The sequence below is a fragment of the Fibrobacter sp. UBA4309 genome (assembly GCF_002395745.1).
GTDB lineage: Bacteria > Fibrobacterota > Fibrobacteria > Fibrobacterales > Fibrobacteraceae > Fibrobacter.
The window spans coordinates 1-18,056 of the sequence record NZ_DGUN01000033.1; the positions used below are offsets into that span (position 1 = coordinate 1).

Here is an 18,056-nt window from a genome sequence, read left to right on the forward strand (position 1 = left end):
CCTCCCGTCTCTCTCTACGAGAGAGGGATGGGACAAAGTCCTCGCGGCGCTCGGCCTTTGCCTTTCAGGTTACGGCGCGTTGGCCGTAATCCTTGACTGCGTCCGGTTCGCTTCGCTCACCCGCAGTCAATCGAACCCTCTTCGAGGGTTCGGAGTATCCCTTATTGAAACAAAAAGGAACCCACAAGGGGTTCCTTTTCGTTTCAAGGAGAGAGAGGGATTCGAACCCTCGGACCTGTGACAGTCTCCGGATTTCGAGACCGGCCCAATCGACCACTCTGGCATCTCTCCAAGGTTCGCATAATGTAGTAAACTTTTGCCGGTTTGTCTAGGCGGCAGTTGCCCGGCTAGAACGCCTGGTAAATCTGGAATATCGCGAGGATCTTCCCGACAATCGCGGGAATTCCCGGACACAGGAAGCAGAGAATCACGCGAGTCACGCGGTTCTTCCACCAACGGCGAACCTGCCAGATGTCGTCGCTGAGCGTCTCCATCTCGGATACGCGCGGAGGCCGCATATATACCTGCGTGAGCGCCGTGAAGAACCCGACTCCGATAAGCGGAGTGAGTCCGGTAAATGGGGCTGCGACTAGCGCCACGAGAACGGTCAGCGGATGGCCGCCTGCGATAATGGCGCCGAGCATGGCTCCGCCACCGGTGAACATCGCCCACTGGAGGCTCAGCTGCCCGGCCTTCTCTACGCCGGCTTCGTAACCGACGAAAACGATGCTTGCGATGATGGCTGCGGGAATTGCCCAGCCGATAATCTTCCAGATACAGTTTCCCTTCGGGATGACCGTGATGGATTCCTCGCTCGGGAGTTCCTTGTTCTCGCTGATGATGGCGGCGATGCCTTTCACGTGGCCGGCCCCGACGACGGCGACAATTTTCTTGCCTTCGGCTCCCTTGATCTTGCTGGCGAGGTATTGGTCGCGTTCGTCTATCAGCACCTTCTTTACTTCTGGGAAACTCTTGCCGAACTCCTGCATCATGCTGTTCAGCGCATCCTGTTCCTTGATCTTGGCTAGGTCTTCTTCGCTGATTTCCGTCTTGTCAAAAATGCTTGCGAAGAGTCCGCCGAGCAGGCTGATCTTGCGGTACCAGGGAGTGCAGGCCCAGGTGCGCTTGAGGGTAATCTTGATGTCGCGGTCGGCAAGGACCATCGGGATTTCCTTTTCCGTCGCGATATCCGCCGCCTGTTTCAGCTCGGATCCCGGCTTCACTCCGGTCTGTTCGCCCATCCTTTTTTGGTAAGACCCGAGGACGAGGTTCGCTATGAGCGTGGCGAGCTGTTTTTTGCGAATGACCTCCTTCAGGTCCGTCTTTTTCCATCTTTCGGGGTCCTGGATGGACTTCAGTCGGCCTTCGTCCAGCTCGATGCATACGGTATCCGGTTTTTCCGTTTCGATAGTCTCTCGCACGAGGTCCATGGACGCTTGCGAGATATGTGCTGTGCCGACAAGGACGATTTCCCTGTCATCGGACGTCTTTATGCGGTAAATATCTCCGTTTTCACTCATATCGGCGTCCAAAATAGCAAAAGCGGAGGGGTAAAAAACGCCATAACCCCATAAATAGTACCGAGTTAGGTAAAATATTATTGAAAAAAACAAAAAAAATGCCGAAATTGTTATATATTTGTCAAGGGATTTCTTTTTTCGGAGGTATAACCCTATGAAAAAATTATTGCTGGGTCTATCTGTTTTTTCTCTTCTGCTTTCCGCATGCGCGGGCTCCAAGTCCAACGATCCGGAGGCTATTGATACTGCGCTTGTCGGTTTCACTTCGTGCGTGCAGGGTTCCCGTTGGCAGGAAGCCCTCGAATACGTGACGGAAGACGAAGCCTACGCCATCAGCCCGGACGGCTATGAATTCAAGGATGAGTACAAGATCGCAGCTCGCCGTTTGCCGCTTTCGACGCTCCGCAAGGCCGGTCTCGAAGTGGACCGCCATGGCCGCCTGGTCGGTATCAAGGACGCCATGGACGAAGCCAACGAACGCTACGTGATGTCCGAGGAACAGGCCAAGGTCGGTACGAACCTCAAGGAAATGGAAGACGCCCGCATCAAGCGCCGCCTGGAAGAAGGCAAGAAGGTCTTGCAGGAAGAGGCCGAAGCTGCTAACCAGGAACAGGAAGAAATCGTCTATTCCAACAAGCTGACCGAAGAAGAAAAGCGTAAGTACGGCAGCACCCGTGACTTGCAGGCTCCGGAACAGTACCAGGATCCCGATGTCGAAGAAGCCGAAGAAGAGATTCACGGCGACTACGAATCTGACTGATAGTTTGTATGTACTTGAATCCCCCGGCTGCGGTCGGGGATTTTTTTTAGGTGGAACATGAAACGGATTTTACTCGGCATAATTGCGTTAGTTGCCCTTGTCGCATGCGGCGATCTCGGACCCAACCCGGCGTCAAGCCGTTTCAATGCCCGGTTCCACTACTACTATAGCGAAGAGTGCGATTACGGCCTGGAGGGAGCCTACAACTGCTCCGAAATATCGGCGGTCAGTCCTTCGTATACGGTCGGCCTGAAAATCGACTACGACGGCTATGCGATGCTCAACATGGATGGCACGATGTTCGACTATGTGGAAAGCGAGTATTCCGAAGGGTACGACGGATACCGCTATTTCTACCAGTTTTACGAGGGTCACCAGGAAATAACCATCTATGCCGACGGCGACGAGATGGTTTACCTCGACGAACTGTCCAATATCGTCATATTCTACTACGCGGACCTGTACTACTAGGCCGTATTTTTCTATATTGCCGCCCACTCATGAGCAATTCTGAACATTTCGTCATAGCCCTGGACGGTGGCTCCGGCACCGGAAAGAGCACCACTGCGAAAATCGTGGCCAAGACCCTGGGTATCACCTACCTGGATACCGGCGCCATGTACCGCGCCGTGACTCTTGCTGCCCTCGAGAAGGGACTGCCTGCCGAGGAAGGCCCGGCGATGGACGAACTGCTTTCCAACCTCACTCTCGGGTTCGACTCCGAAAACCGCGTGCTCATCAATGGCGTTTCCCGCGAAAACGAAATCCGCGGCATGAAGGTCTCGAGCAACGTGAGCGTCTACTGCGCCCTCCCGTCCGTCCGCGCCGCCATGACCAAGCAGCAGCGCGAAATCGGCAAGAAGCAGAGCTGCATCCTGGACGGCCGCGATATCGGCACGGTCGTATTCCCCGATGCCAAGTACAAGTTTTTCATGGTGACGGACGTGAAGGTCCGCGCCGAACGCCGCTACAAGGAACTCCTTGAGAAAGGCGAGAAGGTTACCCTGGAAGAAGTCCTCAACAACCTGGTCGAACGCGACCGCCTGGACTCTTCCCGCGCGAACGCCCCGTTAAAGAAGGCGGACGACGCTATAGAAATTGACACTACACACATCTCAATCCAACAACAGGTTCAAAAGATTCTCGACCGCGTAGGTGTAGTGGCGTAGCCCCGAGTCTTTTCTACCGCAACCAAACAAAACAATATGTCTCAAAATCTCAAATTTGGAACCCAGGAAGATCTCGCCGAAATCCTCGCTGCCCAAGGTGAATGCAGCCCGAATTTCCGCAAGGCCAACGCCGACATCTATGCCGGCATGGACTGCCTCGAACAGGGCAAGGTCGTTACCGGCAAGATTAGCCAGGTCAACGAACAGGAAGTCCTCGTCGACGTGAACTACAAGTCCGAAGGCGTGATCGACCGTGCCGAATTCAAGGACACGGACTCCCTCGAAATCGGTTCCGAAATCGAAGTTTATGTCGAGAAGCTGGAAGACGAAGACGGCCGTCTCGTCCTCTCCAAGCAGCGCGCTGACTTCGCCCGCGTGTGGGAACGCATCCGCGTTGCCTTCGAAAACAACGAAGTTGTCCGCGGCAAGCTCACCAAGCGCATCAAGGGCGGTGTGGTTGTCGACCTGTTCGGCATCGACGCCTTCCTCCCGGGTTCCCAGATCGACCTCCGTCAGATCCCGGACATCAACGCCCTCATCGACCAGGAATTCGACCTCAAGGTCATCAAGGTCAACAAGGCCCGTCGCAACATCGTCGTGTCCCGCCGCGTCGTTCTCGAAGAAGAACGCAACAAGCAGCGTGGCGACGTTCTCGAAACTCTCGAGAAGGGTCAGGTCCGCAAGGGTATCGTCAAGAACATCACCGATTTCGGTGCGTTCATCGACCTTGGCGGCGTAGACGGCCTCCTCCACATCACCGACATGAGCTACAAGCGCATCAACCACCCGACCGAAATGGTCCAGCTTGGCCAGGAAGTCGAAGTCATGGTGCTCGACTTCAACGACAAGAAGGAACGTATCTCTCTCGGCATGAAGCAGCTCAAGCCGCATCCGTGGAAGGACATCGCCGAACGCTACCCCGAAGGCGCTATCGTCAAGGGCAAGGTTGTTTCCATTACCGATTACGGTGCATTCGTCGAACTGGATTCTGGCGTCGAAGGCCTCATCCACGTTTCCGAAATGTCCTGGACCCAGCACGTCAAGCATCCGTCCAAGATCCTCACCGTCGGTCAGGAAGTCGAAGCTGTCGTTCTCAAGGTCGAAGAAGATGCCGAACGCATCTCTCTCGGCATGAAGCAGCTCGAATCCGATCCGTGGGATTCTATCGAGACCGAACTTCCGCCGGGTGCCCGCGTCGTCGGTGAAATCCGCAACATCGCTTCCTTCGGCGCCTTCGTCGAAATCAAGGAAGGTGTTGATGGCCTCATCCACGTCTCTGACATGTCCTGGACCAAGAAGATCACCCACCCGAACGAAATGGTCAAGAAGGGTGACAAGGTTGAATGCGTCGTTCTCGCCGTCGATAAGGAAAAGCGCCGCATTTCTCTCTCCATGAAGCACCTCACCGAAGATCCGTGGGATTCTGTCGAAACCACGTTCCCGGTTGATTCCGAAGTCAAGGGCAAGATTGTCCGCATGCTCGACCGCGGCGTCGTGGTTGAACTCAACGACGGTATCGAAGGCTTCATCCCGGTCTCCAAGCTCACCGCTGAATACATCAAGGTTCCGGCCGATGCATTCAAGGTTGGCGACGAAGTTCCGGCCGTGGTGACCGAAATCGACCAGAACAACCGCAAGATCTTCCTCTCCGTCGTGGACTACTTCAAGAACCGTGAATCCGCCGAGCTCAAGGCTTGGATGGACTCTCACAAGCCGGGCGAATCTGGCACCACCATCGGTGAAGCCACTGCCCCGAAGAAGAAGACCACCAAGAAGAAGGCTGCCGAAAAGCCGGCTGAAGAAGCCGCTGCTGCTGAAGAAGCCAAGTAAGTGGTTAGTATACAGTAAACAGTGGTTAGGAAATCCTAACCACTAATCACTAAGAAACCCTGCGATTCACTTCGCGGGGTTTCTTTTTTCTCTTCCGCAAAAACATGTTTTCTATTTTATTTCTATGGACAAGAGAATTCAGGAATTGGACGTGTTGCGCGTCCTGGCGATGTTCTTCGTGATAACGTACCATTTTGGCTACGAGTACGCTGTGGCGGGATTGCCCTGTTTTAATTTGTTCGGTACGACGGTAAATTTCACGTTCGGAAACATTGCCGTCACGATTTTCATTGCGCTTTCTGGCGGCCTGCTCTACAAAAGGTACGGCGTGCTGGGCTGCAACCAGGGCGAAAGCCCGCTGAAGACTTTTTACCTGAAACGGGCCAAGGCCATCTACCCGCCGTTCTGGATAGTGAACCTCTATATTCCCTTCACGATGCTGCGTCACTATATCGCCGACGGGAACGCATTCTTCTTGGGGCATCCGCTTTCGATCTTGCTTACTCCCATCGGTTTTGACGGATACTTCAAGGTTTTCGGCGTAGATACGTATGTCTTTTGCGGAGACTGGTTCGTGGGCGCGATCGTGCTGCTCTATCTCCTGTACCCGCTGCTTGCCTGCTGTTACCGGAAGCGTCCGGCCACGACACTGATTGTGCTTGCGGTACTTTATGGACTGCAGTTCATGCTTCCGGAGCGGTACGACGAAGTCTTTAACAGCTATCCGGTGACATTGGCGTTTAAGTTCTGTATCGGTTTTGTGCTGGTCGAAAATCTGGAACGCTTCAGGGATTGGCGTATTGCGCTTGCTTCCGCCCTGGTGCTTGCCGGACTCACGTTTGTAGATATTCCCGGCAGGGTCAATGCGGATACCCTGGGGACCGTCGCGGCGTTTGCGCTGTTCGCGGTTGTCTTCTATGCCGCCCCGTACCTGTTGCGCTTTGGCCTGGCACGCGGTGCCGTGCAGAAACTGGCGGCCCTTTCGTATTGCGTGTTCCTGATCCAGCATATGGGGATTGTTTGGGCGCAAATCGCGTTTGTCGGCGTGTTTGAAAAGATGGGTTGGGATTTCACTGCCTGGAACGTGGCCGCATTGCTTGCTTGTACGCTTGTTTTCATTATCATCGCGGCCTGGATATTAAAACGGGTCAGTGACTGGTCCGTTGACCGCATATCGAAATTTCTATCTTGCAAGGCATGAACCTGGCTGGAAAGAAAATCCTCCTCGGAGTCTCGGGCGGAATCGCCGTGTACAAGAGCTGCGAGCTGTTGCGCCTTTTGCAGAAGAAGGGTGCTACGGTGCGCGTGTGTATGACCGACGCCGCCACCGAATTCGTGGCACCGCTAACGTTCGCGAGCCTCTCCAAGTGCCCCGTCTACCTCAAGAGCGGAGCCGTGGAGGCGCGCCCTTTCCAGCATATCGATTTCCCGCGCTGGGCCGACCTCTACCTGGTGGTGCCCGCGACCGCGAATGTCATCGGCAAGTTCGCCTGCGGAATCGCCGACGACCCGGTGAGCCTCTGCTTCATGAGCTGCACGTGCCCGCGCGTGGTGGCGCCCGCGATGAACGTCGCGATGTACAACAGCCCCGCCGTAAAGCGCAACCTCGAAATCCTGCGCGGCTTCGAAGACACGACCGTACTCGAGTCTCCGGCCGGTGAACTCGCCTGCGGCGAAGTGGGACAGGGCCGCCTGATGGAACCGGCGGAGATTGTGGAATTTTTGGAAGGGGAGGGCTCTCCCCTCGCTGCAGCCGCTCGCGCGTCTTCCGCTACCCCTTCTAGCGGGGGACACCCCCGCAACGCCCCCGAACCGCCGGCATTTCCTGTCGCCCAGGACATCGACCCTACACAAGACGCAACGCTCCCCGGTCACGGCAAGAAGGTGCTCCTCACCGCGGGCCGCACCGAAGAAGCAATCGACCCGGTGCGTTACATCTCTAACCGCAGCAGCGGCAAGACCGCCGTCGCGCTCGCCTCGGTATTTTACGCCAACGGCTTCGAGGTCGAAGTCGTCGCGGGTCCGATGGAGGCGGCGTTCCCGGGCGGTGTCAAGGTGACCCGCGTGCAGAGCGCCCGGGATATGCACGACGCCGTGATGTCGCGGCTTACATCGGCGGACGCCGTCGTGCATTGCGCGGCGGTAGCGGACTACCGCCCCGCCCACGCCGCCGACGCGAAAATCAAGGACAGCCGTAGCCAGCTCACCATCGAGCTCGTGCCGAACCCGAACATACTGCGCGACTGCACCGCGGCCCGCGCCTCCCGTGCAGCTGCCCGCCAGGTCATCGTCGGTTTCGCGCTCGAGACGGACCACTTCGAGGAACATGCCGCCGAAAAGCTTCAAAAGAGTGGCGCCGACGCCCTGCTCCTGAATGCCCCGGTCGCAAACGACTCGGGATTCGGCCACGACTGCGTGCGCTACGCCCTCGTCCGCCCGGGAGTCCCCGTCCCCGAAATGAAGATGGGCGGCAAGGTCGACCTGGCGCAAGAAATTGTAGATTTTGTCTTGAAGGAACTAGGTAACGCATAATGTCCGAAGAATATGATTACAGCGAGCTCCGCAAGTATCTGCAAGGCCAGGTAGACCTGGGTGGTGCGGATATCCTGCTGGACGATCCCTGGAGTCTGAACCGGACATCCCGCGCCGCCCCGCCGGCCCCGGCACCCGCCCGCGTGCAGCCTTCGGCTCCCGCGGCGCCTCCTCCGTCCATGCCCGCCGTTCCGGCAGCGCGCCCGGAACCGGCCCCGCAACCGGAATTGGTGTCTGTCGACATGCCTTCGGCCCGCCCGGTAAAGAAGTCCACCTCCGAATTCGAGACGGCGGAATCCCTCGAAGCGTTCTATGCATCCATCGCCAAGGAGGCCGTCTATTCGGCCACGCCGTCGCTTGCCCGTTACGAGGGCCCGGAACGGCCTCGGCTGTTGATGCTGTTCGATTCTCCGCGCGCGGACATCCCCGCAGGAGCCTTTTTCGAGACCCCGACGGGACAGATGCTGTCGAAGCTCTTCGCGAGCCTCCATATAGAACAGAAGGATATCGGGATTTCCTATTTCTACAAGTCGCCTGTCGGGCGGAACATCCCGCCGCTCCTCGAAACGCAGCTGCGCAAGATGCTGACGAAGGAACTTTCCCTGGTACAGCCGGAATTCATGGTGACCTTCGGCGTCCCCGTGTTCCACCGCGTATTCGGCCGCGGCAAGAATTTCGAGGAATGTGCCGGCATGGATATGGAATTTGGCGGATTCAAGGCCTGCGCGCTGGTGGATGCTTTCGCCATGACGACGGACAAGCAACTGAAATTGGTTACCTGGAAGGTCCATATCCCCCGCGGGACATATTTTAAGGCCTAAATAACTTATATTTCTTTTGATAGATATGGCAGAATTTCAGAACGAACAGCCGATGTACGAAAATCGGCCCATCCCGACGGACGAACAGGCAGAACGCTATCTGCTGGGCGGGATTTTGCGCGATCCGAATGTGATGGGGACAGTCGTTACGGTTATCCCCAGCGATGATTTTTTCTTTTTTGAACGCCACCGCATGATTTGGCATGCGATGACCCAGCTGTACCGCCTGGGTACGCCCATCGATGTCCTTACGCTTTCTGCAGAACTGGAGCAGGAAGGGAACATCCAGAAAAGCGGTGGCCGCGAATACATTTTCGACCTGATGGATTCCGTGGCTTCTTCGGCGAATGTGGAATGGAATGTCCAGCATTTGCGTAGCAAGTTCGTGCTCCGCCAGCTCATCAGGGCGTCCGACGAAACGATCAAGAAGGCTCTTGACGTATCCAATACGCCCGACGAAATATTGCAGTATGCGGAAAAGAGCATTTTCGCCATCGCCGACCAGCAGGTACGCCAGTCCCTGCAGCATATCGAAAAATTCGTGACGCCGCTCCTGGACCGTCTGAACAACCGCAAGGACGGCATTACGGGCATCCCGACCGGCCTGCGCGAACTGGATGAACTTACGAACGGCCTCCAGGACTCCGACCTTATCATCCTGGCCGCCCGTCCTGGCGTCGGAAAGACTTCTTTCGCGTTGACCATTGCCGCCAACGCCGCCATCGATTACAACAGGAAGGTCGCCTTTTTCAGCCTGGAAATGGACGGCGTGCAGCTGGCCCAGCGTCTGCTGTGTTCCCGTGCCCAGGTGGACCAGTCCAGGTTGCGCAACGGCAAGCTGAACAGCGACGAACTGAACAAGCTTATCGCGAAGGTCGCGCCGATAAACCAGGCCCCGCTCTATGTCGACGACAATGCGGACCTGGGAATCATGGAACTCATGAGCAAGGCCCGCGAACTCAAGCGCAAGGACCAGCTCGACATGCTGGTGGTGGACTACCTGCAGCTGATGAAGACGGGCAACGAGGAAAACCGCGCGGTGGCCATCGGCAATATTTCCCGTGGCCTGAAAATCCTGGCCAAGGACCTTCATATTCCGGTCATCGCCCTGGCACAGCTTAGCCGTAAGGTCGAAGAGAAGGGCCGCGACAGGCCCCAGCTTAGCGACTTGCGCGAATCCGGCTCTATCGAACAGGATGCCGACATGGTGTGGTTTGTGGAACGCCCGTATGTGCGTACCCACAAGGACGAGGACAAGTACAAGGCGGAACTTATTGTCGCCAAGCACCGTAACGGTTCCGTGAAGGATATTCCGCTTTCGTTCTTCCCCGAATACACGACGTTCTTCGATGCGACGAACGACGAAGGTCCCGAGGGCGGCGATTCCGATTATCAGTACGATGACGGCGGTAGTGCGGGATTTACTGACTTTGGAGATTTCGGCTGATGTTTATCCTTGTGAAACCCATAGCCTGGATTGGCCAGGTGATCGTTTCTGGAATTTCGAGCATCGGCGAGGTGGTGTGTATCCTTCTGAGTACGCTCAAGCAGCTGCCGCATGTCTACAAGAATCCGGATCTGATCGTGAAGGAGATGATTTCTATTGGAGTCTCCTCGCTTCCGCTTCTGTTTGTCACGTCCATTTTTACGGGCATGGTGGCGACCGTGATGGCGGAATTCGAATTCCACAATCTCGTTTCGGACAAGTTTGTCGGTACCGCCGCATGCAAGATGGTCTTGATTGAACTGGGGCCGCTCCTGACCGCGATTGTGCTTGCCGGCCGCGTGGGCAGTGCCGTTGCCGCCGAACTCGGGAGCATGAAGGAAAAAGAAGAACTTGCCGCCTACACGGTACTGGGCCTGGAACCGTACCGCTACCTGGCCTTGCCGCGTTTTGTCGCCTTCATCACGATGATTCCCTGCCTCACCGCCATTTCGAATGCGCTCGCCCTGATAGGCGGCTGGATCGTATGCGTGCTCGCATTGGATATCACGACCTATACCTACTATACCGGGATGCAGTACTTGTTCGATTCCATGGACTTGTGGTCCGGCATCATCAAGTCGTTCGTTTTCGGTACGCTGATTTTTGTCCTTGGATATTACCATGGAATCAATGCCAAGCCCGGCGCCCACGGCGTGGGACTTGCTACGATGAACGTGGTCGTGTCCAGTTGCCTTATGATCTTGATTGCAGATTTTGCGCTCGATGCAGTAATGTTCTTCTAAGTTGCAGGTTGCTATGCCGAATGTAAAGATTGACCCGAACGATATCGCCATCCGCCTCAAGGGGCTCAAGAAGTCCTTCGGTCCGCAGACCGTGCTACAGGACGTGAACCTCGACATCCGTCGCGGCGAGACGATGGTCATCATCGGAAAGTCCGGTGGCGGCAAGTCCGTCATCTTGAAGCACATGATAGGCCTGTTGCAGCCGGATGGCGGCGAGGTGTCCGTAGACGGCGTGACCATCAGTACGCCGAAGTTCTTCGACACGCGTACCATCCGCAAAAAGATGGGCATGCTGTTCCAGATGGGCGCCCTGTTCGACTCCATGAGTACCGGAGAGAACATCGCATTCGCCCTGCGCGAACATCATCCGGAGCTTTCCGAGAAGCAGATCCAGGACGTGGTCACCGAGAAACTCCAGATGATCAACCTTGTTCCCGAGTTCCGCACCAAGATGCCTTCCGAGCTTTCGGGCGGTATGCGCAAGCGCGTCGCCCTGGCCCGTGCCATCGCCCTGAACCCCGAAATTCTCCTTTACGACGAACCGACGACGGGTCTCGATCCCATCACGAGCGACGTCATCAACGACCTTATCCTCGACATGCAGAGCAAGCTCGGGGTGACCTCGGTTGTGGTGACGCACGACATGGTGAGCGCCTTCAAGGTGGCCGACCGCATCGCGATGCTCTATAACGGGCGCATTATCGAGGTCGGGACGGTGGACGAAATCAAGAATACCAAGAATCCGTACGTCCACCAGTTCATTACCGGGCAGCGGAAAATGACCGAACCGGGCAAGGAAGACTGACTTTTTTAGCAAATTTTGGCAAAAAAGGGTGAAAAAGGGCACGGAATTCGTTCTTCATTACATCTCTCTGTAAAAAATTGTTTATATTTAGTACTGAGAGAGAATATTTATGAAGAAGGTGAAAATACATATACTAGCCGCTTTGGGTGCAGTGCTCGTTTTTTGGGCTTGCAGTGGTGGCGATTTGGAATGGGTCGATAACGACGACGTCCTGGCGATGGAGAAATTCGACAAGCTGGGCGAGGCGGAAGTCCTTGGCATAATGAAGGAATGCCTGGGCAAACCCGAATGCCGTGCAGAAATGAATTCCGATTTGGCGCATGAACTGGAAAACTGTGATGGCGATCCGTCGTGCGAAGAGGAATTTATCAATAAACATCTAAGGAAGCCGGTGGATCCGGATACTACCGAAGAAGATCCGGATACGCTTTCGTCCAGTTCGTCGGTCATCGAAATCCCGTCATCTTCTTCGCTGTGTGATTCCTGCTTGATATCGAGTTCGTCCCTGGAACTGTCCTCGAGTTCCGGATTGGACACCTTGTCGTCCAGCTCGGTCCCGGTGTCCAGCTCCCAGGTTTCGAGTTCCTCCGTCGTCGAGTCCAGCTCGGCAATTGAATCCAGCAGCTCGTTCGTGTTCAAGAGCTCCTCTTCTATCGTCAAGAGTTCCAGTAGCCTGCTTTTGCTTAGCAGTTCCGAAGAGTCCAGCAGCAGCGAAGAGGATCCTTGTACCGAAGAAATGCTGGGAGCTGGCTCATGCAAGGTGACTCCTGTCGAAATCAGTCTGGGTGGCGAGGCTACATGGAAATATGTTCCCGTGGCGGAATGCGGTGGTTTTACCGGAACATGGAAGCTTCCGGAAGCGGACAAGCCTAGAGCGACTGGGACAACGGCGACATATAAATTCTCCGATGAAGACGTTCTCGACGGCAAGGATTATGTAAAGGTCTTTCCTGAATTGACCGTGACCCGTGGTGGGCTTTCTGTCGATATAGACTGTTCCGGCGGTAGCGGCCAGCTGAAAATAAAAAAGGCCTCTGCTCCGGAGTCATCGTCCAGCGTAAAACCGGAATCTTCTTCGTCCCTGTCTTCGTCCTCGGTGAAGAGTTCTTCGAGTACCGTTCCTATCACGGACGAGTGCGCACCGGATCCCATGACGGATGATATGATGTGTCAAAAGCCGGGCAGGACGAATGAACGGTGTGTTCAGAATTCCCAGGACAAGTGGGTCTGCCCCACCGGACAGTCCAGTTCGAGCGTGGAACCCCCTCCGCCTAGCAGCTCCCAGGAATCCAGCTCCAGCGTAGAACCGCCGCCGTCCAGCAGTTCCCAGGAATCCAGTTCGAGCGTGGGTCCGCCTCCGAGCAGCTCGAGCCAGGGCCCGATAGAGATTACTGCGCCCGGAACGTTGGCTGAGGCAAACCAGGAATATTCTATGACCCATTCTTGTGGAACGGAATTCCAGTTCAGTCCGCCACAAAACAATGGAAGTTGTAGCGTAGTCATAAATGGTGAAACTATTGCAATCGGCTATTACAAAAATTATCCAACATCTCCAGGGACGTACATATTGAAGTCCGATTGTGGAGGTGTGACGGTTAGGTGTTATTAAAAATCATGAAAAATCCCCCTAAAAAGGGGATTTTTTTGTGCTTTCTCCCACGAAAATTTGCATTTCGCTACCGCTTTTCCGTGGAATTATTTATTTTTTCCCAAAAGAGGTTTTGTATATGAACAAGAAACTCGTTTTAGGTATTTTTGTTGCTTTCTCGGCAGGTGCCTTCTGGGCCTGCGGCAGTGGCGATGTCGTCGAATCCGACGACAATCTCGAAGGTCTGGCTGTTGCCCTGTTGGACCAGATTGGTGATGTTGAAGTCGCAAAGGCTGTTTCTACTTGTGCGGAAAACCCCCAATGTGCGGCCGAAATGGGAAACGCACCGAGCCTGGCGGTTCAGTCTAGCTCGTCCAGCTCCAAGCCGGCTTCATCTTCGGCTACCCCGAAGTCGTCTGGCACGATGTCTTCTTCGGGCCTGAATCTCAGCTTTGGCCCGGTTGGCCATAAGTCCTCTTCTTCTAATACTCCGCCTCCGAGCAGCGCTACGGTTCAATCGAGTAGCAGCATTGTAGTTCCGGCTGGCCAGTACGGCTATTGCACGCCCTCTCCGAAAAAAGTTGATTTGAATAAAGAAGTTGTTTGGACCTTTAACTGGGATACCAAGACCTCCGGTGTGGGAACGTCGGATATCCTTGCGGCAACCTATTCCTGGGACATTCCTAATGGCACTACGGCAACGGGAACTGCCAAGGCTGTTTCGACCACTTATGCGGTCTCTGGTCCTAAGACGGCAAGTGTGACTGTGTCTACTCCTTCCCATGGAGCGCAGACGATTGCTTGTGCTGAAGGGGTTAATGTCAATGGATCCCCGATTACGGGATGCAAGTGTGCTTCTACGAATATTTCTCCTGATGTGGCAAAGGGCGAATCTGCTAAATGGACTGCCACTGGTTGTAAGACAGGTGACGGATTCACCCTTACCTATGCGTGGACTGGGGCTACGGCCGATGCTACCGGTTTAGAGGCGACGGCTCCGGTGACCAAGAAGGGTGATATGGTGACGGGTGTAGTCCTCACGGTGGCGAATGATGACAACACCGTGGTGGATATCCCGTGCGAAAGTGCCAAGGCTATTGACAATACGCAGCCTGATTATTTGTTCACTATAGCTGGGAATCAGATTACTGGAACTATTGACACGGTTTTAAACGAAGGTTGCATGACTATTCGTGGTGAATGGACCGACCAGTATAATAGCCCTAAGTTTAAGGTCATGTGTGATGGTAAGGCTGATGATCAACAAGTTGGCATGACGTTTACGATGACCTATGGAGGTAAGTCCGTTGCTACAGGAAGCGGACCATGGGGCTTTAGTAATGCCGGCGCTGAGATTGGTCAAATGAAAATGGGTGAAATAGCTTTTGACAATATATGTGTGACTTTCACCGGTGCAAGTTTTGTGACATGCAAAATCACTCAGTGATTTTGAATTTGAAGGAATAACCAAAGGGTTTCTCGTGAGAGGAATCCTTTCAAAAGAAAACCCCCGCTCAAACGAGCGGGCTTTTCTATATACTATTCACTAGTAACTCGGAACTAGTAACTAGCCCGTAGCGGCGCGATTACATAAACCAGTAACCGGCGCCGAACTTGAACGTCATCTGCTTGCCGCCCTTCAGGTCGATCAGCAGGCTTTCGCCTTCGTAGACGTCGTTCATACCCATGTTCATGCGGATGTCTAGGCTGAGCTTGTCGATGACATAGTAGCCAACGCCGAACGTAAGCCCGAACTGGAGCGACTTGCGGTCGTAATCTTCGGGGAAGTCGTGGTGGAACGTTTCCGTACCGGCCTTCATTTCGCCGCTCTTGAGCTTTGCCTCGTCCTTTACGTTCAACTCGAAGTTGGGGCCTGCAGCGAGGTAGAGCTTGTCGATGGGGGTGATGCGCAAGAGCAGCGGGAATTCGATGCCCATCTGGGTGAACTTGCGGTCCATCTTGCCGTCATCCTGGACCAGCTTCGCGTAGTTGAAGAGGATTTCGGGAGTAAACTGCATGAACGGGAGCAACTGCAGGCGGAAACCCAGACCGCCTTCCACGCCGATTCCGGAGGGAACATCGTCGTCGTCGCTGTCGCTGTAAATGTTCCAGTCGTCATCCAGGCCGAACATCGTGTTGTAGTTGAATGCGGCGTGTATGCCGACGCCGAAATTGTTCATCGCCTGCTTTTGGGGCTGCTGTTCCATTTCCGGCTGCTGAGCCATGGCGACCGATGCCGCGAGCAGGGCTGCAGAAAATGCTTTTGATAAGTGCATTGCTTTTCTCCTGTTTTTTACGACAGAAATATAGGAAAAGGGAACGATGTCTTAAACCCGCCGCAGGAAGATTTCGAAATCTTCGGGGGTGGTGAGCTTGTCGTTTGTCGAATTCCCCTTGACGATATAGACGGGCACTCCGAAATGCTCCAGGATGCTTGCCTCGTCGGTGGGCGTGAATCCCAGCGGTTGGGCAGATATCCTTGCATACAAGCTTTTTAGCAGGTCGATGCGGGCTGCTTGCGGTGTCTGGGCCATCCATACGGTGTTGCGGTCGATCGTATTTTCGACGATCCCGTTTTGGACAATCTTGATGGTGTCGATGGCGGGCTTTGCCACAAGGCAACTGCCTTTCTCGACAAGCGTCTTGCAGACGTCGCGGATAATCTCTTCGCTCACGAAGGGACGGGCCACGTCGTGGACTAGCACGTATTCGGCGTCGCCGGTAAGCGCGTTTACCCCGTTTTCTACGGACTGCCAACGTTCTGCACCACCCACGACAATCTTCAATTTCGGGTGCGAGAAGTCTTTTTCGAAATGATCCTTCCATTCGGCGGGCACGGCCATCACGACTTCGGCGATTTCATCCATCTTGAGGAACGTCTCGAGAGAGTATCGGTAGACGGGCTTGCCGTTCAGTTGCATCAGCTGCTTGGGCAAAGTTCCGCCCATGCGCTTGCCCAGTCCCCCTGCGGGGAGCACCGCCGCAAAACGGTTCTTTAAGTTCTCGGTCGTCATGCCCTAAATTTATAAAATGCTAGACTTCCCCGATTCTCGAGAGTTTCAAAAGGGGCATTCCCGCCTCGCGGCATTCGTCCAGGTTCAGCTCGAAATCGATGCTCCAGTCGTTGAAATCCTCCTCGTCCTGGAGCATCTGCTGTATGTGCATCGTATCGCCCTCGTAGGTGACGATGGTATGGGCGAGGGCGCGGCCTTCCACATCCAGGCGGAACTTGTGGTGTTCGGCGGTGTAGGCGGCCATGATTTCCATAAGGCGGTTCTCGGTCCATGGCTTGCCTTCGGCATCGGCCAGAAGTTCTCCTTCGGCGAGGTCGTCGGCGAGGCTGTCAAGGGTGGCGGTGAAGTCCTGCTTTGCAAGGTTGCCCATAATCTGGAAGATGCGCTGGCGCACCATGCCGAGGAAACGTTTCTTGTCGTAGGTGATGTCGGCGGCGGCCTTGTCGGCACCGAAAGCCTTCTCGGCCTCGTCCTCCGCGGTTCCCGCTTCCAGGCGTTTCTGGTAGTCTTCGGGGTGCGCCATCTTTTCCCATTCTTCCAGCAAGCTCGAGTCGGTACGGCGGATCATGTCGCCCAGGTAGTCCTGCATTTCGAGCAGTTCCTCGTTCTTGTAGCCGTCGGGAACGGTCTGGCTCAAAACTTTATATACGTAGTTCAGGTGGCGCAGCAGGATAGCTTCCATGCGCTGTAGGTTGTACTGCTTCACGTAGCCGCTGAACGTGCTAAAGTTCTCGAACATCTCGCGCACGATGCTCTTGGGTTCCACGTTCACGTCGACCCACGGGTGCACTTCGGCGAAGGCGTTGTATGTATCGTAGATAAAGTCGCGTAGCGGCTTGGGGTATTCGACCTTCTCGAGTTCCTCAAGGCGCTGGTTGTATTCCATTCCCTGCGCCTTGAGCTCGTTCATGCGGGTATCGCGGGCCTTGCTCAGCTGGATGCGAAGTATTGTTTCCGGGTTCTCGACAATGCTTTCGCATAAAGTAATTACGTCAAGCGCGTATTCAGGAGAATCCTTGTCGAGTTTCGGGAGCGTGTCGAGCAGATACAGCGAGAGTGGCTGGTTCATCGCGAAGTCGTCTTGCAAATCCATGTTCACGCGCAGGTGGCTATAGCCGGGGGCGACAGCTGGGACGAACTCCACGATTTTCTTTTCCACCAAGCTGCGGAAAAGCTGGAAGGCCCGGTGGTTCAGTTTTTTCTTGTTTGCCGCGCTCTCGTGGCAATCCTTGATGAGGTTTCGCATCGCGCGGCACCCGTCGGTCTCGCGGCTCAGTATGTTCAGGAGCATCCCGTGGTCCACATGGAAGCTCGAGGTGAGCGGTTCGGGCGAGGCGTCGATTAGCCGCTTGAACGTGTTTTCGTCGAAGGGGACATAGCCGTGTTCGGGCGGCTTCCGCTTCTGGAATTTTTTCCCGGTCTGGCGGCTCTTCGCTTCGAGTTTCATGTTCTCGATCACATGCTCGGGAGCCTGTGCCACCACGTAGCCTACGTCGTCAAAGCCCTTGCGACCGGCACGTCCTGCGATCTGGTGGAAGTCGCGTGCGGTGAGGATTGCAGTCTTGTCGCCGCTGTACTTGCAGAGTTGCGTAAAGAGTACCGTGCGGATAGGGACGTTCACGCCCACTCCGAGCGTGTCGGTGCCGCAGATGACTTTTAGCAATCCCTTCTGGGCGAGCTTTTCGCAGAGGATGCGGTACTTGGGCAGGAGTCCCGCGTGGTGCAGGCCGATTCCCTGCTTGAGCCAGCGCTTGACATCGGGGCCGTAGGGGCTGGAGAAACGTACTT

16 protein-coding genes and 1 tRNA gene are annotated in these 18,056 nt (G+C 55.2%); 12 read left to right on the forward strand and 5 right to left on the reverse strand.

What is annotated here, in order from left to right:
* Positions 1–206: 206 nt before the first annotated feature.
* A tRNA-Ser gene (locus B3M32_RS03645) sits at positions 207–291 on the reverse strand.
* Between the two features lie 56 nt (positions 292–347).
* Positions 348–1,520: a TraB/GumN family protein gene (locus tag B3M32_RS03650; protein WP_290743644.1), complete on the reverse strand. Its 1,173-nt coding sequence runs from the start codon at positions 1,518–1,520 to the stop codon at positions 348–350.
* Positions 1,521–1,674: 154 nt separating this feature from the next.
* On the opposite strand from B3M32_RS03650, the gene B3M32_RS03655 reads away from it, so the two are divergent.
* The 12 genes from B3M32_RS03655 (at position 1,675) to B3M32_RS03710 (ending at position 14,701) form a co-directional block, all read left to right on the forward strand.
* Positions 1,675–2,280: a hypothetical protein gene (locus tag B3M32_RS03655; protein ID WP_290743646.1), complete on the forward strand. Its 606-nt coding sequence runs from the start codon at positions 1,675–1,677 to the stop codon at positions 2,278–2,280.
* A 57-nt stretch (positions 2,281–2,337) separates the two neighbouring features.
* A complete protein-coding gene (locus B3M32_RS03660) occupies positions 2,338–2,751 on the forward strand; it encodes a hypothetical protein (RefSeq protein ID WP_290743648.1) in 414 nt (137 codons plus the stop codon).
* A 29-nt stretch (positions 2,752–2,780) separates the two neighbouring features.
* Entirely contained in the window at positions 2,781–3,449 is a 669-nt protein-coding gene (gene cmk, locus B3M32_RS03665; protein ID WP_290743650.1) for a (d)CMP kinase, read from the forward strand.
* 36 nt (positions 3,450–3,485) lie between these two features.
* Positions 3,486–5,279: a 30S ribosomal protein S1 gene (locus B3M32_RS03670; protein ID WP_290743652.1), complete on the forward strand. Its 1,794-nt coding sequence runs from the start codon at positions 3,486–3,488 to the stop codon at positions 5,277–5,279.
* Between the two features lie 124 nt (positions 5,280–5,403).
* Entirely contained in the window at positions 5,404–6,480 is a 1,077-nt protein-coding gene (locus B3M32_RS03675; protein ID WP_290743654.1) for an acyltransferase family protein, read from the forward strand.
* On the forward strand, positions 6,477–7,811 hold the full coding sequence (locus B3M32_RS03680; protein WP_290743656.1) for a bifunctional phosphopantothenoylcysteine decarboxylase/phosphopantothenate synthase: 1,335 nt from the start codon (positions 6,477–6,479) through the stop codon (positions 7,809–7,811). Before B3M32_RS03675 ends, B3M32_RS03680 begins: the two co-directional genes overlap by 4 nt.
* Entirely contained in the window at positions 7,811–8,632 is an 822-nt protein-coding gene (locus tag B3M32_RS03685; RefSeq protein ID WP_290743657.1) for a hypothetical protein, read from the forward strand. The genes B3M32_RS03680 and B3M32_RS03685 overlap by 1 nt, the downstream gene beginning before the upstream one ends.
* A gap of 25 nt (positions 8,633–8,657) precedes the next feature.
* Positions 8,658–10,079: a replicative DNA helicase gene (dnaB, locus tag B3M32_RS03690; RefSeq protein WP_290743658.1), complete on the forward strand. Its 1,422-nt coding sequence runs from the start codon at positions 8,658–8,660 to the stop codon at positions 10,077–10,079.
* On the forward strand, positions 10,079–10,861 hold the full coding sequence (locus B3M32_RS03695; RefSeq protein ID WP_290743659.1) for an MlaE family ABC transporter permease: 783 nt from the start codon (positions 10,079–10,081) through the stop codon (positions 10,859–10,861). The genes dnaB and B3M32_RS03695 overlap by 1 nt, the downstream gene beginning before the upstream one ends.
* Before the next feature lie 13 nt (positions 10,862–10,874).
* Positions 10,875–11,666: an ABC transporter ATP-binding protein gene (locus tag B3M32_RS03700; RefSeq protein ID WP_173340728.1), complete on the forward strand. Its 792-nt coding sequence runs from the start codon at positions 10,875–10,877 to the stop codon at positions 11,664–11,666.
* A gap of 109 nt (positions 11,667–11,775) precedes the next feature.
* Positions 11,776–13,275, forward strand: a complete 1,500-nt coding sequence (locus tag B3M32_RS03705) for a hypothetical protein (protein WP_290743661.1) — start codon at positions 11,776–11,778, stop codon at positions 13,273–13,275.
* Between the two features lie 118 nt (positions 13,276–13,393).
* Positions 13,394–14,701 (forward strand): hypothetical protein, encoded by a 1,308-nt coding sequence (locus tag B3M32_RS03710; RefSeq protein ID WP_290743662.1) that lies wholly within the window; start codon positions 13,394–13,396, stop codon positions 14,699–14,701.
* 139 nt (positions 14,702–14,840) lie between these two features.
* On the opposite strand, the gene B3M32_RS03715 is transcribed toward B3M32_RS03710, so the two are convergent.
* The 3 genes from B3M32_RS03715 to B3M32_RS03725 all read right to left on the reverse strand — a co-directional run.
* Entirely contained in the window at positions 14,841–15,530 is a 690-nt protein-coding gene (locus B3M32_RS03715; RefSeq protein WP_290743663.1) for a porin family protein, read from the reverse strand.
* Between the two features lie 51 nt (positions 15,531–15,581).
* Positions 15,582–16,268: a 2-C-methyl-D-erythritol 4-phosphate cytidylyltransferase gene (ispD, locus tag B3M32_RS03720; RefSeq protein WP_290743664.1), complete on the reverse strand. Its 687-nt coding sequence runs from the start codon at positions 16,266–16,268 to the stop codon at positions 15,582–15,584.
* Positions 16,269–16,287: 19 nt separating this feature from the next.
* A partial coding sequence (locus B3M32_RS03725; RefSeq protein WP_290743665.1) for a DUF3516 domain-containing protein occupies positions 16,288–18,056 on the reverse strand: 1,769 nt, incomplete at its 5' end.